Here is an 18,492-nt window from a genome sequence, read left to right on the forward strand (position 1 = left end):
CATGTGAGGCTCGACATTACGCGCGCGCCTTTAACCGACTCGCGTCGCCTGCATGAAGAAAAATTTAAGTTCGCGGCGCGCGGCCCGCAGATGAAACAAGCTTCATTGTGCTGACGCCGATCCGGTAGCGCCCATCCCCTAGCCTGTTTCCATCCCGGCAGCCCTTTGGGGTGACGGTGGTTCAACGTTCACAGGATGGCAACCATGAAACTCACGACCCGCACCGTATTGATGGCTTTGATGCTTGCCGGCAGCACGTCGGCGATGGCGGCGCCGCATCTCACGCCGCATCAATGCAATAGCTATCCGTTCAAGCCGCTCAAGGGCGAAGTCACCCATAAGCAGTTGATGCGCGAACTGGCTGAACTCGAAGCGCAAGGCTATATGCCTGGCGTGGACAATGCCGACTACCCCGCCGATATCGAAGCCGCGCAGGCGAAACTGCAGGCGCAATATCGAGCCGACTGCTTGCCTGCGCAACCGGTTAACTCAGTCAACAATGGCAATGCGGCCGCGCCGGTGGCGTCGCCGGCTCCGAACCAGGCCAGTTGATGGGCGGCATCAGGGGGCGCCTTCTCGCGCGCCCCTGCCGTGCCGCCTCTGTGCCGCTTGTATGTCGCTTGTCGCGCGCTCCTTCTACGCCCTTCCCCGCAGTTCCCCGCTGCCTCGCCATGAGGCACAACGCGTGCGCGCACAGTTCACCAATCTGTTTTAGAATCTCGCCGCATTGCAATTGCGGCTGGTGCCTGTTTTTATTGCAAACGGTCGCCGGTCAGGCGGTCGCCATGCAAATACGGATTAAAACGAGCCTTCATCAGATTACAAAAACATTAGGCATCGCACCGCAGAGGAACGAATCGCGCCACGATTCATTCCCGGAGGCAAAATTCCCCGCGTTTGCGCAATCCATTTAGAGCGCATCCTCTAAACACAGTATGCCCCCATCAAAAAAAGTTTGACGCGCGATTTTGAACTGATATCGTTCCGTCGCAGGAAAGATAGCCGAGCGCTAGTGCCGGAATATGAAAAACGTGTGAAGTTAGTGCGTGTTTTCAGCCGTCGCAGCCTGCGCCGAAATGAAGGGGATGCACTACATATCGTCTATTAGTACTTCTACGCAGATAGACCTTTGGCCGACTCCGCTCATCCCCGCGGACCGACCAGACTCTATTCAAGGCGGGCACGCGCTTTGCGCCTCCAGTACGGAGACGACACGCCGTCGCCACGCTGAAGCTCAGACGGGCCGAAAGCCTTGAAAGCTTGAATCGCGAGCGAATACGGTGACATCCCATCTGGAGTCCAAAGAATGTTTTTCGCGCCCCATGTTTGGGCAGAAGTCAGCAATGTTTCGACGTAGCAAGAACGCTGTAGTCACGGAAATGGGCGGTTCACGCCGGGAGGAACAAAGGTGGTAACGAAAGTTGAAGGGCAGTTTCCGGCGGGAACAGCCCCGGTTCACAGAACCGGGCGCCCGCGCGAGTTCGGGAAAAAGCAGCAGAATCCCGTACGCCGCTTTGGCGGCATCGCCGCCGTTCTCGTCCTCCATATAGTGCTGATCTATGCACTGCTCAATGGCCTCGCCACCAAGGTGGTGCAAGTCATTCAGCATCCGATCGAAACCAAGATCATCGAGCCGGTGAAACCGCCGCCTCCGCCGCCGATGCCGGTCGTGCAACTGCCGCCGCCGAAGTTCGCGCCGCCGCCGCCGCCGTTCGTGCCGCCGCCGGAAGTGAACGTGCCGACGCCGCCGCAGCCCACCATTACGCACCAGGCTGCACCGGTCGTGGCACAACCCGCGCCGCCGCCGGCTCCGGCCGCACCGCCTGCTCCGCCGGCCAAACCGGTCAGCGCACAGGTCGACGTGGCATGCCCGAACTCCGATCAGGTCCGTTCATCCGTGGTCTATCCGAAGGAAGCGCAGGAAAACAACGTCACGGGCGATGTTCTCATTGAATTCGTAGTCGATCCGCAGGGCCATATTACGGATGAGCGCGTCGCAAAGTCGTCAGAGGATTCTTCCCTCGATCGTGCGGCGTTCAATGCGGTAAAGAAGTTTAGTTGCGTTTCCCAAGGCCAACCGGTCCGTGTCCAGGTTCCGTTCTCGTTTAACCTGAACTGAGCCCACGAACCGAGCGGTACCGGTAGCGTTTTATTAGTCACGTTGTACAAGTTCAACGCATGAACTGGAGCAGACATGAAGAAGCGTTCTCTCGCCGCAGTGGCGGCAAGCATGTTGATCGCCGCATCGGCGACGACTTTCGTTGCACCGCAAGTGGCCTTTGCACAAGCTAGCGACGCAACGGTTGCCGCCTCGGCAGCCGACGCTGCGCCGACGGCTGCCGCTGCATCGGCACCGGCCGACCAGGCTGTGCCGCCGCCGGCACCGGCTACCTCGGAAACGGTCAACAACCCCTACGGCCTCGGCGCCCTCTGGAAGAACGGCGACTTCGTCGCGCGCTTCGTGCTGATCCTGCTGGTGATCATGTCGATGGGCAGCTGGTACATCATGATCACGAAGTTCTTCGAGCAGTACCGTGCCAACCGCCGCTTCAAGAGCGCGGACGAGCAGCTGTGGACCGCGCCGTCGCTGGCTGAAGGCGCGAAGATGCTGGACGAAGGCTCGCCCTTCCGCTTCATCGCCGAAACCGCGATCGAAGCAGGCGAACACCACGACGAAGCCCTCCTCGAAGCCGTGGATCGCAACACGTGGATCGACGTCTCGGTGGACCGCGCCATCACCAACGTTTCGAACCGCCTGCAGGACGGCCTCGCCTTCCTCGGTACGGTCGGCTCGACGGCTCCGTTCGTTGGTCTGTTCGGTACGGTGTGGGGTATCTATCACGCGCTGACGGCTATCGGTATTGCTGGCCAGGCATCGATCGACAAGGTGGCAGGTCCGGTGGGTGAAGCGCTGATCATGACCGCTATCGGTCTGGCAGTGGCTGTGCCTGCAGTGCTCGGCTACAACTTCCTCGTGCGTCGTAACAAGTCGGTGATGGAACGTGTGCGTGGCTTCGGTGCCCAGCTGCACACCGTCCTGCTGGCTGGCGGCAAGAAAGCAAAGCGTGCCGTAGCAGGTCAGAAGGCGACGCTGGTCGAACAAGCGGGGTAAATCATGGCTATGAGCGTTGGGCAAGAGGGGGATGAGGACGAAGTCATCTCCGCCATCAACACCACGCCGCTAGTCGATGTGATGCTGGTTTTGCTGATCATCTTCCTGATCACGATTCCTGTTGTTACGCACACGGTGCCGGTGAAGTTGCCGAGTGAGGCAGTCCAGCCGCTGCAGACCACGCCCAAGAGCATCGTGATCGCGGTCAACCGGGATGGCGATTTCTTCTGGAACGAGAAGCACGTGGATGCAGCGACGCTGCTCACGCAGTTGAAGACCGTGTCTGTGATGCAACCGCAACCGGAAGTCAACGTGCGTGGCGACCAGAACACGCGCTACGAGTTCATCGGGCGTGTGATCACCGCGTGCGAGCGCGCGGGTATCGCCAAGGTGTCGTTTATCACTGAGCCGCCGCCGCGCGGAGGCTAGCATTGCATGAGACCGTAGCGGGCGCTGAGGCGTCCGCCGCGGTCGACAGGAGCCGAATATGGGAATGAATGTAGGTTCAGGGAGCGGCGGTGAACCGGATGTGATGGTCGACATCAACACCACGCCGCTCATCGACGTGATGCTGGTGTTGCTGATCATGCTGATCATCACGATTCCGATCCAGACGCACGCGATCAAGATGAATTTGCCGGTGGGTAACCCCCCTCCTCCGGCGGTGCAGCCGGAAGTGGTGCAGATCGATATCGACTTCGACGGCACGATGATGTGGAACGGTCAGCCTCTGGCCGATCACGCCGCACTCGACTCGCACCTGCAACAGGTGGCAGCCGAGCCCGTGCAGGCCGAGATTCATCTGCTGCCGAACAAGCTGGTGCCGTACAAGGATGTCGCTGCCGTGCTGGCTTCGGCGCAGCGCATCGGCGCCACCAAGATCGGTCTGATCGGCAACGAGCAGTACATGCAATAAGGATGTGAGAGTGCTAATGATCCATCAACGGTTCAAGCGTGCCGTGCTGGCGGCCGCTTTCGGGGGGCTCTCTGCCCTCGCCATGCTGCCGGTTGCGTCACACGCTGCCGACACGCTGCGCCCGGAAATCGCCAAGCCGCTCAACGACGCACAGACCCTGTACCGCGCGCATAACTACCAGGGCGCGCTGGGCAAGATCTCGCAGGCCGCGGCAGTGCCGAACAAGACGCCGTATGAAAGCTATATGGTGGAAGAGATGCGCGGCGCAGCCGCCATCGCCGCGGGCGACAACGCGGTAGCTGCCCAGGCGTACGAAACCTTGCTGTCTTCCGGCAAGCTGACGGGCGCCGACGAGCAGCACACCGCTGCTGCCCTCGCAGGCATCTACTTCCAGCAGAAGAACTATCCGGCGGCGATCAAGACGGCACAGCGTTACGCCAAGGCGGGTGGCACGGATCCGGACATGCACACGCTGCTGGTCCAGTCGTACTACCTGTCGAACGATTGCACGAACGTCGTGAACCTGCTCAAGCCTACGGTGGATGCACAGGCGAAGGCCGGTCATGCACCGGACGAATCGCAACTGCAACTGCTGGGCACCTGCGCACAGCGTTCGCACGATTCCGCTACGTATCGCGGCGCGCTCGAAAAGCTGGTGGCGTTCCATCCGAAGCAGTCGTACTGGGATGACCTGTTCGCGGCGATTCGCAGCAAGCCGGGTTACTCGTCGGCACTGGACATCGACACCTATCGTCTGCGCCGTGCTACCGGTTCGCTGACGACGGCTGACGACTACATGCAGATGACGCAGCTGGCCATCGTTGCGGGTACCACTGTCGAAGGCAAGCAGGTAATCGATCAGGGCTTCACGTCCGGCGTGCTCGGTCACGATGCCGGCGCGGATCGCGAGAAGCGTCTGCAGGCGCTGGCTGACAAGCGTGCGACGAGCACGGTCGACAGCAACGGCGTGCCGATTCCTCCGTTCGACGCAGCCTTCAACCAGGTGTTCGCTGGCCAGGCTCAACAGGGGCTGGCGACGATGGAAGCGCTGATCGCCAAGGGTGGTCTCGATCACCCCGACCAGGCGCAACTGCATCTGGGCGAGGCGTATTTCGTAGCCGGACAGAAGGCCAAGGCGATTCAGGCGTTCAAGGCCGTCAAGGGTGACGATGGCTCGGCTGATCTGGCAAGGCTGTGGATTCTGGTGGCTTCGAAGTAAGCGGGTAGCCGTTTGATTGAGTAGATCGAGTATTAGCAGGCTGTAGCTGGAATTTCGCGCCGTAGATGGGGACTTTGTTTAGGTCTTTGTCTGCGGCGCGATTGTTTTTGGAGCGGGGGTTTTACGATGTGCTGCGGCGTCCGCTGCGGTGTACGGTGTGCGAGGCGCCCTACCCTTTGCCCCGCCCCACCCTCACCGCGGCTCCATCTCCCGATCCGATGGCGTCTTCCCAGCGTGACCATCGCCACGCTCTCCACCATGCCGCGCCGCTCCCGCCGAAGACGCAGACGATGCCGCGGCAGCCGAACCACCTGCCGCCCTCCGCCTCCCACGCGTCAACGACACCACCGCATGGAACGCCACCGGCGCGAACACGAGGCCCAGCAGGGTCGCCGCCAGCACGCCGCCGAACACGCCCGTGCCGATCGAGCGGCGGCTCTCCGCCCCCGCACCGCTCGACACCACCAGCGGCGCCACGCCCAGCAGAAACGCCGCGGAGGTCATCACGATCGGTCTGAAGCGTGCCCCCGCTGCGTCGATCACCGCGCGGCTCAGCGGCGCGCCGCGTGCGTGCAGATCGCGGGCGAACTGCACGATCAGGATCGCGTTCTTCGCCGACAGGCCGATCACCGTGATCATGCCCACCTTGAAGTAGACGTCGTTTGGCATGCCGCGCATCAACACCGCCGCCACTGCACCGATCACGCCGAGCGGCACGACCATCAGCACCGCGAATGGAATCGTCCAGCTTTCGTAGAGCGCAGCAAGCGCCATGAACACGGCGAGCAGCGACAGGCCGATCAGGAGCGGCGTCTGCTGCTCCGCGACGGTTTCCTCGCGCGCGGCATCCACCCAGTCATAAGAAACGCCCGTGGGCAAGGTCGCGTTGGCGAGGCGTTCCATCTCCCGCATCGCGGCGCCCGAGCTGTAGTCGCGCGCCGCCCGGCCGCTCACGTCGAGCGACGGATAACCGTTGTAGCGGTTCAGCGCCACCGGCCCCACGGTCCACTTGCTCGACGCAATCGCGGACAACGGCACCATCGTGCCAACGTTGTTTTCGACGGACAGCGCCATCAGTTCGTCGTCGGTCATGCGCGTCGACGCATCGCCCTCCACCACCACGCGGCGCATCTGCCCGCTCGACGGGAAGTCGTCCACGTAGGTCGAACCGAACGTGCTGCCGAGCAGGTCCGATAGTTTGTCGAACGACACACCCAGCGCATACGCCTTCACGCGGTCGATGGTGAGTTCGATGCGGGGTGCGTCCGGCAGATCTTCGGAGTGCACATCGGCGAGCACCGGGTCGGTTTTGGCCTTCGCAAACAACGCTTCACGCGCGGCTTTCAACGCATCGAGCCCCACACCGCCGCGATCTTCGAGACGAAACACGAAGCCATCCGAGTGGCCCACACCTGGCACCGAGGGCGGCAATTGCGCGTCCACCCGGCCATCGAGGATCACCCCGAACTCGCTGTTCAACTGGTCCTGCAACTGCATCGCACTCAGCTTGCGCGCGTCCCAGTCCTTCAGTTCCACGAACGCCATGCCGACGTTCTGGCCCGTGCCCTGAAAGCTCCAGCCAATCAGGCTCGTGACGTGGGCGATTTCCGGATGCCGGTGCAGGATCTGCTCGACGCGTTTGATCACGCCCAGCGTGCGCGCCTGGGTCGACCCGGCGGGCAACTGGATCATCACCTGCAACTGCCCTTGATCTTCCGTGGGCAGGAAACCGCCCGGCATGCGCCAGTACAGCACGCCGCAGAACGCCACCAGCACGACGTACACCGCGAGCACCGGCGCGATGCGCTGCACCGTGCGCGTGGTGAGCCAGCGGTAGCCGTGCGAGGCGCTATCGAAACCATCCGAAAACTTCGAGGCGGCACGCGCAGCGATACCGCGAATGCCACGGCGTGCATCGCGCTGCCGTGGTGTCGTGCCGGTCGGTTTGAGCAGGTTCGCGCAGAGTGCGGGCGTCAGCGAAAGCGCCATGAAGGAGGACACCAGCATCGAGGCAATCATCGCCACGGAGAACTGACGGTAAATGCCGCCCACGCTGCCCGGGAAAAACGCCATCGGCACGAACACGGCCGTCAGCACCGCCGTCACGCCTACGATCGCGCTGCCGATCTGCGACATCGCCTTGCGGGTCGCTTCGCGTGGCGGCAGGCCCTCCTCTTCCATCACGCGGTGCACACTCTCCACCACCACGATGGCGTCGTCCACCAGAATGCCGATGGCGAGCACGAGACCGAACATCGTGAACACGTTGATCGACAAACCGAACGCGAGCAACGCGAGAAACGCACCCATCAGCGTGACCGGAATCACCACCGTCGGCACCAGCGTGTAACGCAGATCGCGCAGGAACAGCCACATCACGAAGAACACCAGCACCACTGCTTCGACCAGCGTGATCACCACTTCCTTGATGGCGATCTTCACGAAGTGGGCGGTGTCGAAAGGAATCTCGATCTCGACGCCCGGCGGCAAGCTCTTCGACAACTCGGCGAGCCGCGCGCGAATCGCGTTCGAAGTCTCCAGCGCATTGCCGCGCGGTCCGAGCTGAACGCCGACGGTTGCCGAGGGCCGGCCGTTCAGACGCGACCAGAACGAGTAGTCGTCGCGGCCCAGCTCGACGCGCGCCACGTCGCGCAGCCGCACGGCGGAACCATCCTGTTTCGCCTTCAGTACGATCTGGCCGAATTCCTCGGGCGAGATCAGTTGCCCCTTCACGCTCACCGACGCGGTCATCTGCTGACCCGGCACGGCGGGTGCATCGCCAAGTGTGCCCGCCGTCACGGAGGCGTTCTGCGCCATGATGGCCGCGTTCACGTCGCCGGCAGCGAGGCCGTACTCGCGCAGCTTCATCGGATCGAGCCAGATGCGCAGCGCTTCGTCGGAGTCCCACAGCTGCGCCGAGCCCACGCCCGGTGCGCGCTTCAGCTCGCGCATCACGTAGCGGTTCAGGTAGTTGGAGAGTTCGGTGGAATCGCGCGCGCCGTCCGTGGAGGTCAGCGCCACCAGCATCAGGAACGTGTTGGACGCCTTGAACACGCTGATGCCGTTCTGCACCACCTGCTGCGGCAGACGCGGCTCGATCTGCTTCAAGCGGTTCTGCACGTCGACCATCGCGATGTCGGGATTGGTGCTCGGCGAGAAGGTGGCGTCGATCTCGAGATTGCCCTGGCCGTCGCTGCTGGTCTCGTAGTACAGCATGCCGTCGGCGCCATCGAGACTTTCTTCGATGATGCTGCCCACGTTGCCGTCGACCACTTCCGTGGCGGCACCCGGATAGCTCGCGACGATCACGATGCGCGGCGGCGCGAGACGCGGGTATTGCGCGACCGGCAGTTGCGGAATCGCCAGCGCGCCCGCCACGATGATGGCGAGCGCAACGATCCATGCGAAGACCGGGCGATCGATAAAAAATGAAGGCACGCGGGCGTCCTGTCAGTGCAATCAGTGCGGTGCCGCGGCCGGCGCACGCGCGGCCACGTGCGTCGGCGCGAGCGCCGGGGCATCGACGAGACGCGCCATATGCAAGGCGTCGGCGAGCATGCCGTCGCGCATGGCAAAACCGCGCGAGCGCCCTTCTTCGACGAACCCGAAACTGCGATACAGCGCGATCGCGGCGGCGTTGTCGGTAAACACGGTGAGTTCGATACGGCGCAGTCCCAGCGAGCGATCCGCGTGCGCGACCAGCGCGCCGAACAGCGCGCGGCCCACGCCGCGTCCCTGATAAGCGTCGTGCACGGAAATGCCGATTTCCGCGCTATGCGCGCGGCGCGGCGGCGCCACCGCGAGACCGGCGTGAGCCACCACACGGCCATCCAGCTCGGCGCACAGCACGACGCCACCGTGCGGTAGCCTGGTGAACCAGGCGGTCATGCTTTCTTTGGTGCGATGACCGAGCGTCAGCGTGCCACGGCGCACGCCTGGCTGATTCATGATCTCGGCGACCGCGGCCATGTCGGACGGCTCGCAGGCGCGCACGACGATGCGCGGCGCGTTCGCGTCCGCTGCGGGTGTCTCTCTCTCAAACCTGCTGGTGCTCATTATTTTGTAGTCCGTTGCGTCCACTGCCGACGCCGTCTCCAACGTCACGTTGGTCCACGTTGCTCAGGTTGCCAACGTTGCCGGAGTCGCCAACGCGGCATATGGCATCGGTTCACGCAACCGTGCCATCAGATAGCAATCAATCAGCACGCCGTCGCGTAACACCGCGCCGCGCTGCAGGACTTCTACTTCGAAACCGCATGCGCGGTAGAGCGCAATGGCCGGCTCGTTGTCGGTGAACACATTGAGCTCGACCCGGCGCAAACCGAGCCAGTTGTCGGTCAGATCCAGCAGTTCGGCCATCAGCGCGCGGCCGATACCTTGCCTGTGCCACTGCTCATGGACGCCCAGCGCAAGCCGCGCCGTGTGGGCGCGGCGCGCCTTGCCGGCGCGCAGTACGCCGAAGCCGACCAGTATATCGCCGGCCACCGCCGCAATGGCGAGGTCCGGAGCGGCAATTTTTTCCAGCCACGCGCGCGTTTCGGTCAAGGTCCGGTACGGTTCGACCGGATTGCCGTGCAGCATGGCGGCCTGTTGCTCCAGCGCGTGAAGCTGTTCAGCATCCGCCACACGCAGCGCGCGTAGCGTAACGCTCTCAGATGACGCTGTTGTTGTTATGTTCAGCTCCGTTCACTCAAAGTGTCAGTTCGAACCCGCGCACCAGCAGACCCGGCAGATGCATGCCGCCCGTGGCGCGCTCGCCCCAGGTGGAGTCGCTCAGCAACAGTTCGGGCTGCGCCGTGAGCCGCTCCAGTTGATCGCCCAACAGGCCGTACAGGCTGTCGTCGAAACGCATGGCCTCGACCGGCGCCACGATCTTGCCGTGCTCGACCCAGAAGGTGGCGAAACGCGTCATGCCGGTCAGGCGGCAATTCATGCGGTCCGAGAAATTCACGTACCAGAGATTGCCCACGTACAGGCCGGTGTCGAGCTGCGCGAGGATGTCGTCTTCGGCGAGGTCGCCGCCTTCCATCGACAACGCCGCCGGCACTTCGCTGTCCAGCGCGCCGTTCGGCTGCAAACCATATTCACGCGCACTGCGGGCATTGGTCAGACGTTCGACGCTGCGCCCGTCCTGCACCAGCGGCACGCTGGCGCGCAGATAGCCGTCGTCGTTGAAGCCCGGCGTGATGCCGAGACCAAGGTCTTCGGTCAACGTGACACGTGGGTCCAGTGCGACTTCACCCGCATGCAGCTTGTACAACGCGCTGCGCGAGGTGGCTTGCGAGCGCGCCGAAAAACCGCCCCATGACGCCGTGCCCAGCAATTCTTCGAGCGCGCCAGGCGCAAGATACGAACGATAGCGTCCCGGCGTCAGCGTGCGTGGCTGCATTGCCAGCACCGGCATACGCGCGGCGGCCTGCTCGACCTTGCGGGCGAAGGTGGCATCGCTCCAGTGGTCGCCCGCGTACGTCGTCTTGATCGCGCGACCGCTCGGGTCGTACAGCGACCAGCTGAAATTGAAGTTGCTGACTTCGTACCAGCCGCGGCTGCCCTGCGTGGACGCAAAGCCGCGCACGATGGTGCCGCCCGCATAAAAGCCCACGAAATCGAGGCCTTTTGCGCATTCCGCCACCGTGCGTACCAGCGCCTGCGGCTGCGGCACCTTGCCGGCGCGGCGCGTCGAGCGCTCCCATTGCGAGGTGTCGAACAGCAGATGCGGATCGTCCGCGGCATCGCGCAACGCTTCGCGCAGGGTGACCAGCGCGCTGGTCACTTCCTGCAGATCCGCGCCGGCGTCGCCGCATACCGTCAGCGTCGAATAGGCCTGCCGCGCGCCGTCGATCAGACGCAAGGTCAGCTTGCCCTGCGACACCTGACCGATCTGCCGCACCTTGCCCGCGTTGAAACGGATGAAATCGGATTGCTCGGCGGAAAACGACAGCAGCGTGATTTCCGCACCGTGTTGCGTGCGCTCCACCTCGTCTGCAAGCAGCAGGAAGTGCCGATGCCAGTCCAGCGACGCCGCGCTCTGTACCACCGTAGGCTCGCTCATCATGCGCCTCCGAACACGTCGATGTTGCTGAACACGCAGGCCGGCGACGCGTGGCCGACGCGAATCACCTGTGCCGGTTCGCCCTTGCCGCACATCGGCGTGCCGAACACCTGGCGGGTGCTGGCATCGCCCACAGCGGAGAGACTGCGCCAGAAATTCGCCGAGATGCCGCGATAGTTCGGCTGCTTCACCACCTGGGTGAGCTTGCCGTTTTCGATCAGTTGACCGAACTCGCAGCCGAACTGGAATTTGTTGCGATGGTCGTCGATCGACCACGACGTGTTGGTGCGCATCAGAATGCCGTGCTCGATATTGCCGATCATCTCGTCGAGCGTGCGCGTGCCCGGTTCTATGTTCAGATTCGCCATCCGGTCGATCGGCGGACGGTTCCAGTTGGACGCCCGCGAATTGGCCACACCCGGCAGATGCGCGCGCTGTTGCGAGAGCGCGCCGCCAAGCGGCCGTTCCAGCACGCCGTCGCGAATCAGATACTGCTTCTTCGCTACCGTGCCGTCGTCGTCGAACGCATACGCGGCTGCTTCTTCACGCAGTTCAGGGTCGAACGTGACGTTGAGCAGGTCCGAGCCGTAGCGGTAGTGGCCGAACATCTCCGGCTTCACGAAACTCCAGCCCGCGAAATTACGCTCGTCGCCAAGAATACGGTCGAGCTCCAGCGGATGGCCGATCGACTCGTGAATCTGCAACATCATCTGGTCGGGCATCAGCAGCAGATCGCGCTTGCCGGAAGGGCAATTCGGCGCCGCCAGCAATTGCAGCGCTTCATCGGCGATGCGTGCGCCGGCACCGTCGAAACCGTAACGTGCGAGCACTTCGATACCGCCCTGCGCGAGCGTGCCGTAGTTGCCGTTGAGCGTGCGCACCTGGGTGTCGCCATCGGCATGCGCGGCGACGCTCAATTGCGGCATCACGAAACGGAAGCGCTGGTCGATACGCACACCGTCGCCGGTGATGTAAAACTGATCGGTCTGCGTGAGCTGCACGCTGGCCGTGCGCTCGACGATGCGCGCGTCGAGATTGGCGGCGGCGCATTCGTGCGCGAGACGCTCCAGCCATTCGCGGCGGCTCGGCAATGCGTGTTCCGCATTCGGCGACACGTACTCGCCGCTGGTGGCCGGACGCGCGATCACGCTATGGTCGATCAGCGAGAGCGACGCGCTCGCCTTGGCGCGCGCCGTCGCGATGTCCAGCGCCGCCTGCAAACCGGCGGCGGATAGATTGGCGGTGGCCGCGTAGCCCGCACCCGCACCGACCCACGCGATCAGCATGGCGCCGCGATCGCGCACGGTGCGCAGCGGTTGTGCGATGTCGTTGCGGACCTCGTGATCGTCGATGGTTTCATCGACGATGCGCAACGACCAGAAATCCGCGCCGCTTTTCAGCGTGCGAGCAGCCTGCGCCCACCGTTCGTCAATCATGCGATTTTCTCGTGAAGGTCCGATGCGGGCGTCATCATCGACGAAGCCAGCAACGACTGCGTATAAGGATGCGACGGGGCGTGCAGGACGTCGATCGTATCGCCCGCTTCCACGATACGCCCGGACTTCATGACGATCACGCGATGCGCCATCGCTTTCATCACCGCCAGGTCGTGGGTGATGAACAGATAGCTCAGCTTGTATTTCTTCTGCAGATTGGTCAACAGGTTCAACACCTGTTTCTGGATCGACACGTCGAGCGCACTGGTCGGCTCGTCGAGCACCAGCAGTTCGGGTTCGACCGCAAGCGCGCGTGCAATGGCGATCCGCTGCCGCTGGCCGCCAGAGAATTCATGCGGATAACGCAGCATCGACTCGACCGGCATGCCCACCTCTTCGAGCAGCGCGCCGACGCGATCGCGCCGCGTTTTGGCGTCGATATCCGGGCGATGCACCGCGAGCCCTTCGCCGATGATCTGCTCCACCGTCATGCGCGGCGAGAGCGAGCCGAACGGGTCCTGAAACACCACCTGCATGCGCGAATACAGCGCGCGTTTCTCCCGCGCGTTTTTCAGCGACGACAGCGGCAGGCCGTCGATCTCGATCAGGCCTTCCGCCGGATGCTGCAAGCCGAGTACGGTGGCCGCGAGCGTCGACTTGCCTGAACCGGATTCGCCCACGATGCCGAGCGTTTCGCCGCGTCGCAAGGTCAGATCCACGTCGTGCACGGCGCGGAACGTGGACTTGCCGAACATCGAACGCAGGCCCTTGGCGGCCACGTGATAGTCGACGGCCAGACCCTTCACTTCGAGAATGCGGCGCGCGTCGGCCTCGACCTCGTCCACCGAGCGTTGCGGCTCGCTGTCGAGCAGACGCTGCGTATAGGGGTGTTGCGGATTCGAGAACAGCGCTTCGGTCGTGTTGGTTTCGACCAGCACGCCCTTCTCCATCACCGCCACGCGCTGCGCGAAACGGCGCACCAGATTCAGGTCGTGCGTGATCAACAGCACGGCCATACCGCGTTCTGCGGCTTCCTGTTCCTGCAGGTTGATCAGCAGATCGACGATCTGCTGGCGCACAGTCACGTCGAGCGCGGTGGTCGGTTCGTCGGCCAGCAACAGACGTGGCCGGCACGCGAGCGCCATCGCAATCATCGCGCGCTGGCGCTGGCCGCCCGACAACTGGTGCGGAAAGCTGTCGATGCGGCGCTCCGGCTCAGGAATGCCAGTACGGCGCAGCAGTTCGATGCCGCGCTCGCGCGCCGCATTCGGGCGCAAGCCTTCATGCAGACGCAAGCTTTCGGCGATCTGCTTGCCGACCGTATAGAGCGGATTGAGCGCCGTCATCGGCTCCTGGAACACCATTGCCACGTCGGCGCCGCGAATCCCGCGCATCTGCTGCTCGGTTTTCTGCAACAGGTCTTCGCCGTCGAGCAGCATGCGCCCGCTCAGAGTGGCGTGTTCGACGAGCCGCAGGATGGACAGCGCAGTCACGCTCTTGCCCGAACCCGATTCGCCGACCAGCGCGACGCGTTCGCCACGTGCGATGGAAAGGCTCAGGTCCTGCACCGCGACCTTGTCGCCGAAACGCACGGAGAAGCGGTCGATTTCCAGCAACGGTTGATTCACGGGCTGCTTTACAGGTTGATTCATTACTTGCCCCCTCCAAATGCCGAGCCTTTCGCACGCGTGTCGAGCGCGTTGCGCAAAGCGTCGCCCATGAAGGTCAGCAACAGCAGCGTGATCACCAGCGCCGAAAACGCGGAGATCGAAATCCACCATGCGTCCAGATTGTTTTTACCTTCGGCGAGCAGTTCGCCGAGGCTCGGCGTCGGCGGCGGAACGCCGAGGCCGAGGAAGTCGAGACTCGTCAGCGACAGAATCGCCGCGCTCATGCGGAACGGCAGGAACGTGATGACCGGCGTGAGACTGTTGGGCAGCACGTGACGCCACATGATCTGCCAGTTCGACAGACCCATGGTGCGCGCGGCTTTCACGTAGTCGAGCGAACGGTTGCGCAGGAACTCGGCGCGCACGTAGTCCGACAGCACCAGCCAGCCGAACATCGAGAGCAGGATGAAGAGCAGCCAAAGCGTCGGCTCGAAAATCGACGCGAAGATGATCAGCAGATACAGGTCCGGCATCGAACTCCAGATTTCGATCAGGCGCTGGCCGATCAAATCGGTGCGTCCGCCGTAGAAGCCCTGGATGGCGCCCGTCAGCACGCCGATCGCCACCCCCGACACTGTCAACGCGAAGGCCATCAGCACCGATAAACGGAAGCCGTACAGCAGTCGCGACAGCACGTCACGGCCGAACTGGTCCGTGCCGAGCCAGTTGCTCGCCGACGGCGGCGCCGGATACGGATGCGCCGCGAAGTAGTCGATCGTGTCGTAGTGGTAGTGATTCGGCGTATAGACCGCGAAATTGCCGTTACCTTCGAAACGCGAGCGGATATACGGATCGAGGTAATTGGTCTTGGCCGGGAAGTCGCCGCCGAACAGCGTCTCCGGATAGTCCTTCACGATCGGAAAGTAGTAGTGGCCGTCGTAACGCACGATTAGCGGACGGTCGTTGGCCAGCACTTCGCCGAACAGGCTGATCACGAACAGCGCAGCGAAAATCAGCAGGCTCCAGTAACCGAGACGCTGGCTCTTGAAACGCAGCCACGTGCGCCGCCACGGCGAAACCGACGCGACGAGCGTGACCGCCGCCGGATCAGCGGCCCAGGCGGTTGAATTGGATGCGGGGGTCGACGAGGACATAGCAGACGTCAGCAATAAGTTTGGTTACGAGACCGATCAGCGTGAACAGGAAGAGCGAACCGAGGACGACGGGGTAATCGCGGCGGATCACCGAGTCGTACGAGAGTTGGCCCATGCCGTCGAGCGAGAACAGGGTTTCGATCAGCAGGTTGCCGTTCAGGAACGCGCCCACGAAGGCGGCGGGCAGACCTGTCAGCAGCGGAATCGCGGCATTGCGCAGCACGTGCTTCCACAGCACGTCGCGCTCCGGCGCCCCTTTGGCTCTTGCGGTCAGCACGTATTGCCGGCCAATTTCCTCGAGGAAGGTGTTTTTCGTCAGGATGGTGACGATGGCGAAGTTGCCCACCACCGAAGCGGTGACAGGCAACACGATGTGCCACAGGTAATCCAGTGCCTTGCCGAAGGCGCTCAGGTCCTGGAAGTTATCCGAGGTGAGGCCGCGCATGGGGAACACCTGCCAGAAGGTGCCGCCGCCGAACAGCATCAGCAGCAGCACGCCCAGCACGAAGCCAGGAATGGCATAACCGGCCAGCACCAGCACGCTGGTGACCGTGTCGAAGCGCGAGCCGTTGCGCACCGCTTTCGCAATGCCCAGCGGCACCGATATCAGGTAAGTGAGCAGCACGGTCCACAAACCGAGCGTGATGGACACCGGCAGCTTGGACTTGATCACGTCCCACACGCTGTCGTGCTGATAGTACGACTGCCCGAGATTGAAAGTCGCGTAGTTCTTCATCATCAGGAAGTAACGCGTGAGCGGCGGCTTGTCGAAGCCAAACTGCTTCTTGATCTGTTCGAGCTGCTGCGGGTCGACGCCCTGGCTGCCGTGGTAACCGCCGCCGCCCGACCCCGCCTCTCCGCCACGGCTGGCGCCGTGGCGGAGTTGCGTCATCACCTGTTCGACCGGCCCACCCGGCACGAACTGCGTGACGACAAAGGTAAGGGTCACGACGCCGATCAAGGTCGGCACCATCAACAACAGACGTCTAAGAATATAGGCAAGCATGGTGAACCTCAGTTTGCTGCAGACGGACTGGAAACCGGCGTGGCTGCGCTGAGCGCGGCCTGCGGTTTCTTCCACCAGTAGTCGATCACCCAATCCTCGTACTGATACGAGTCCGGCACGATCTTGGGGAAACCCATCGTGCTCTTGTAGCCGATGCGCGCGTTCGGCGCGAAATACTGCGGCACGAGATAGTACGAATTGACCAGCACGCGATCGAGCGCATGCGTCGCTGCTTCCAGATCGGCAACCGTCGTCGCCGACAGCACGTCATGGATCAGCGCGTCGACGGCCTTCGACTGCACGCCCGGATAGTTCTCCGAACCCACTTCCGTCGCGGCCTTGCTGCCGAAGCGCCGCTCCAGTTCCGCGCCCGGAATGGTCACCGGGTTGTAGATGTAGGTGGTCATGTCGTACTCGAAGTTATCGAGCCGCTTCTGGTACAACGCGCTGTCGATTTCACGCATGTGCGCCTGGATGCCCAGCATGCCGAGCGCCTGCATGTACGGCAGAATCAGACGGTCCATGCCCGGCTCGTCGTCGATGATCTCGATGTTCATCGGGTTGCCGTTGTCGTCGCGCAGTGCACCGTCCTTGTAGTGCCAGCCGGCTTGCGCCAGCAGGTCACGCGCTTCGCGCAGGTTGCCGCGCAGCGAGTTCGGTGCCACCGTGGTGGGCTGAACCAGCATGGGGCCGAAGGTTTCCGGCGGGATGCTGGCGCGCAACGGATTCAGCAGCGCCAGTTCCTTGTCGCTCGGCATGCCCTTGGCGGCAAACGGACTCGCATCGAAATAGCTTTGCTCGCGACGATACTGGCCGTAGAACATCATCCGGTTCATCCAGTCGTAATCGAACGCGAGGCTCAGTGCGTGACGCACGCGCACGTCCTTGAACATCGGCTTGCGCAGATTGATCAGGAAGCCTTGCATCTGCGCCGGACCGTCCGCGAATTCGCCCTGCTTCAGCAGCCCATTCTTGAAGTTCTTGCCGATGTACTTGCGCGCCCACTGGGTAGCCGAGTATTCGACGCGCACGTCGGCGTCGCCCGCCTTGAACGCTTCCAGCATGGTGTACTGGTCGAGGTAAAGCTTGAAGCGGATCCGGTCGAAGCGGAACATGCCGCGCCGCGACGGCAGGTTCGCTGCCCAGTAGTTCGGATTACGAACGTATTCGATATCCTTGTCGTTCTTGCGCTGCGCGATCAGATACGCCCCGCTCGAAATGGGCGGCACGTTGGAGATCTGGTCGAAGCTCGGGCGCTTGCCGTCGGCCGTCATGCCCCACTTCGGCGAGAACACGGGGATGTCGCCCGCAATCAGCGGCGCGTCGCGTTCCGCACGGGTGAAATCGAAGCGCACAGTCGCCTTGTCGATCACCGTCGCACTCTTGATGATGGCGAACTGCGAGTTGAAGAGCGGCGAAGCCTGCTGGCTCTTCAGCGTGTCCAGCGAATACTTGACGTCGTCTGCCGTGATCGGATCGCCATTGGAGAAGCGCGCCGCCGGATTGATGTGGAACGTCGCGGAGCTCAGGTCCGGCGCCACTTCGACATCATCGGCAATCAAGGCGTATTCGGAGGCCAGTTCGTCCCAGCTACGCTGCATCAGCGTGTCGAACATCAGATTCTGGATGTCCGGCGCGGGCGCGCCACGCACCAGAAACGGATTCAGCGAATCGTAGCTCTGGAGCTGGTTGTAGTTCTGGAAGTTGAGCGTGCCGGTGTTCGGCGCGTCGGGATCCGCATAATCGAAATGCGTGAAACTGGCGGGGTATTTGGGCTGATCGTACTGGGCGATCGCGGGGCTTGCCTGAACCGGCGTGACCGCCAGGCTCATGACACCCAGCAGTGCGGCAGCCAGCGCCGGGGCGGCGCGTGTGGCGGCCTGCCGTGTTGCCGTTGCGCATGAAATCGCTCCAGGTGCGCCCGGCAACCGAAACTTCAAAATTCTCATCATCAGTATGCGTAGATCGCGCTCCGGCTTGTGGCCCG

Annotated in this window: 15 protein-coding genes; 6 read left to right on the forward strand and 9 right to left on the reverse strand. The window is 63.0% G+C overall.

Annotated elements, in window-relative coordinates; genetic code table 11:
• Positions 1 to 204 precede the first annotated feature (204 nt).
• The 6 genes from D0B32_RS11535 to D0B32_RS11560 all read left to right on the forward strand — a co-directional run bounded on the left by D0B32_RS11535 (position 205) and on the right by D0B32_RS11560 (position 5,247).
• Positions 205 to 552: a DUF4148 domain-containing protein gene (locus D0B32_RS11535; protein WP_117334055.1), complete on the forward strand. Its 348-nt coding sequence runs from the start codon at positions 205 to 207 to the stop codon at positions 550 to 552.
• An 856-nt stretch (positions 553 to 1,408) separates the two neighbouring features.
• A complete protein-coding gene (locus D0B32_RS11540; RefSeq protein ID WP_117334056.1) occupies positions 1,409 to 2,119 on the forward strand; it encodes an energy transducer TonB in 711 nt (236 codons plus the stop codon).
• Between the two features lie 75 nt (positions 2,120 to 2,194).
• Complete coding sequence (locus tag D0B32_RS11545; protein ID WP_117334057.1) at positions 2,195 to 3,112, forward strand: MotA/TolQ/ExbB proton channel family protein; 918 nt, start codon at positions 2,195 to 2,197, stop codon at positions 3,110 to 3,112.
• Positions 3,113 to 3,115: 3 nt separating this feature from the next.
• Entirely contained in the window at positions 3,116 to 3,541 is a 426-nt protein-coding gene (locus tag D0B32_RS11550; protein WP_117334058.1) for a biopolymer transporter ExbD, read from the forward strand.
• A 58-nt stretch (positions 3,542 to 3,599) separates the two neighbouring features.
• Entirely contained in the window at positions 3,600 to 4,028 is a 429-nt protein-coding gene (locus D0B32_RS11555) for a biopolymer transporter ExbD (protein ID WP_117334059.1), read from the forward strand.
• A 16-nt stretch (positions 4,029 to 4,044) separates the two neighbouring features.
• Positions 4,045 to 5,247 carry a tetratricopeptide repeat protein gene (locus D0B32_RS11560; protein WP_181969790.1) on the forward strand — a complete coding sequence of 401 codons (1,203 nt, stop codon included), beginning with the start codon at positions 4,045 to 4,047 and terminating at the stop codon, positions 5,245 to 5,247.
• A 192-nt stretch (positions 5,248 to 5,439) separates the two neighbouring features.
• Here D0B32_RS11560 and D0B32_RS11565 read toward each other — a convergent pair whose 3' ends face one another.
• The 9 genes from D0B32_RS11565 to D0B32_RS11605 all read right to left on the reverse strand — a co-directional run bounded on the left by D0B32_RS11565 (position 5,440) and on the right by D0B32_RS11605 (position 18,337).
• Positions 5,440 to 8,685: a multidrug efflux RND transporter permease subunit gene (locus tag D0B32_RS11565; protein ID WP_117334061.1), complete on the reverse strand. Its 3,246-nt coding sequence runs from the start codon at positions 8,683 to 8,685 to the stop codon at positions 5,440 to 5,442.
• Positions 8,686 to 8,706: 21 nt separating this feature from the next.
• Positions 8,707 to 9,303, reverse strand: coding sequence for a GNAT family N-acetyltransferase (locus tag D0B32_RS11570; protein WP_117334062.1), 597 nt, complete (start codon positions 9,301 to 9,303; stop codon positions 8,707 to 8,709).
• 63 nt (positions 9,304 to 9,366) lie between these two features.
• Positions 9,367 to 9,927 carry a GNAT family N-acetyltransferase gene (locus tag D0B32_RS11575; protein ID WP_117334063.1) on the reverse strand — a complete coding sequence of 187 codons (561 nt, stop codon included), beginning with the start codon at positions 9,925 to 9,927 and terminating at the stop codon, positions 9,367 to 9,369.
• Positions 9,928 to 9,937: 10 nt separating this feature from the next.
• A complete protein-coding gene (locus D0B32_RS11580) occupies positions 9,938 to 11,299 on the reverse strand; it encodes a TldD/PmbA family protein (protein ID WP_117334064.1) in 1,362 nt (453 codons plus the stop codon).
• On the reverse strand, positions 11,299 to 12,735 hold the full coding sequence (locus tag D0B32_RS11585) for a TldD/PmbA family protein (protein WP_117334065.1): 1,437 nt from the start codon (positions 12,733 to 12,735) through the stop codon (positions 11,299 to 11,301). Before D0B32_RS11585 ends, D0B32_RS11580 begins: the two co-directional genes overlap by 1 nt.
• Complete coding sequence (locus D0B32_RS11590) at positions 12,732 to 14,387, reverse strand: ABC transporter ATP-binding protein (protein WP_117334066.1); 1,656 nt, start codon at positions 14,385 to 14,387, stop codon at positions 12,732 to 12,734. Before D0B32_RS11590 ends, D0B32_RS11585 begins: the two co-directional genes overlap by 4 nt.
• The gene (locus tag D0B32_RS11595; protein WP_117334067.1) at positions 14,387 to 15,499 is read right to left on the reverse strand and encodes an ABC transporter permease; all 1,113 of its coding nucleotides are present in this window, start codon (positions 15,497 to 15,499) and stop codon (positions 14,387 to 14,389) included. The genes D0B32_RS11590 and D0B32_RS11595 overlap by 1 nt, the downstream gene beginning before the upstream one ends.
• Entirely contained in the window at positions 15,453 to 16,505 is a 1,053-nt protein-coding gene (locus D0B32_RS11600) for a microcin C ABC transporter permease YejB (protein WP_117334068.1), read from the reverse strand. Before D0B32_RS11600 ends, D0B32_RS11595 begins: the two co-directional genes overlap by 47 nt.
• An 8-nt stretch (positions 16,506 to 16,513) precedes the next feature.
• The gene (locus D0B32_RS11605) at positions 16,514 to 18,337 is read right to left on the reverse strand and encodes an extracellular solute-binding protein (RefSeq protein WP_259294963.1); all 1,824 of its coding nucleotides are present in this window, start codon (positions 18,335 to 18,337) and stop codon (positions 16,514 to 16,516) included.
• Between the last annotated feature and the right edge of the window lie 155 nt (positions 18,338 to 18,492).

It is taken from the genome of Paraburkholderia sp. DHOC27 (assembly GCF_003429005.1).
Lineage (GTDB): Bacteria > Pseudomonadota > Gammaproteobacteria > Burkholderiales > Burkholderiaceae > Paraburkholderia.

Coding starts and splice junctions, on each gene's coding strand:
- D0B32_RS11535 (WP_117334055.1), top strand. CDS start 205: ATGAAACTCACGACCCGCACCGTATTGATGGCTTTGATGCTTGCCGGC.
- D0B32_RS11545 (WP_117334057.1), top strand. CDS start 2,195: ATGAAGAAGCGTTCTCTCGCCGCAGTGGCGGCAAGCATGTTGATCGCC.
- D0B32_RS11550 (WP_117334058.1), top strand. CDS start 3,116: ATGGCTATGAGCGTTGGGCAAGAGGGGGATGAGGACGAAGTCATCTCC.
- D0B32_RS11555 (WP_117334059.1), top strand. CDS start 3,600: ATGGGAATGAATGTAGGTTCAGGGAGCGGCGGTGAACCGGATGTGATG.
- D0B32_RS11560 (WP_181969790.1), top strand. CDS start 4,045: ATGATCCATCAACGGTTCAAGCGTGCCGTGCTGGCGGCCGCTTTCGGG.
- D0B32_RS11570 (WP_117334062.1), bottom strand. CDS start 9,303: ATGAGCACCAGCAGGTTTGAGAGAGAGACACCCGCAGCGGACGCGAAC.
- D0B32_RS11580 (WP_117334064.1), bottom strand. CDS start 11,299: ATGAGCGAGCCTACGGTGGTACAGAGCGCGGCGTCGCTGGACTGGCAT.
- D0B32_RS11585 (WP_117334065.1), bottom strand. CDS start 12,735: ATGATTGACGAACGGTGGGCGCAGGCTGCTCGCACGCTGAAAAGCGGC.
- D0B32_RS11590 (WP_117334066.1), bottom strand. CDS start 14,387: ATGAATCAACCTGTAAAGCAGCCCGTGAATCAACCGTTGCTGGAAATC.
- D0B32_RS11595 (WP_117334067.1), bottom strand. CDS start 15,499: ATGTCCTCGTCGACCCCCGCATCCAATTCAACCGCCTGGGCCGCTGAT.
- D0B32_RS11600 (WP_117334068.1), bottom strand. CDS start 16,505: ATGCTTGCCTATATTCTTAGACGTCTGTTGTTGATGGTGCCGACCTTG.
- D0B32_RS11605 (WP_259294963.1), bottom strand. CDS start 18,337: ATGAGCCTGGCGGTCACGCCGGTTCAGGCAAGCCCCGCGATCGCCCAG.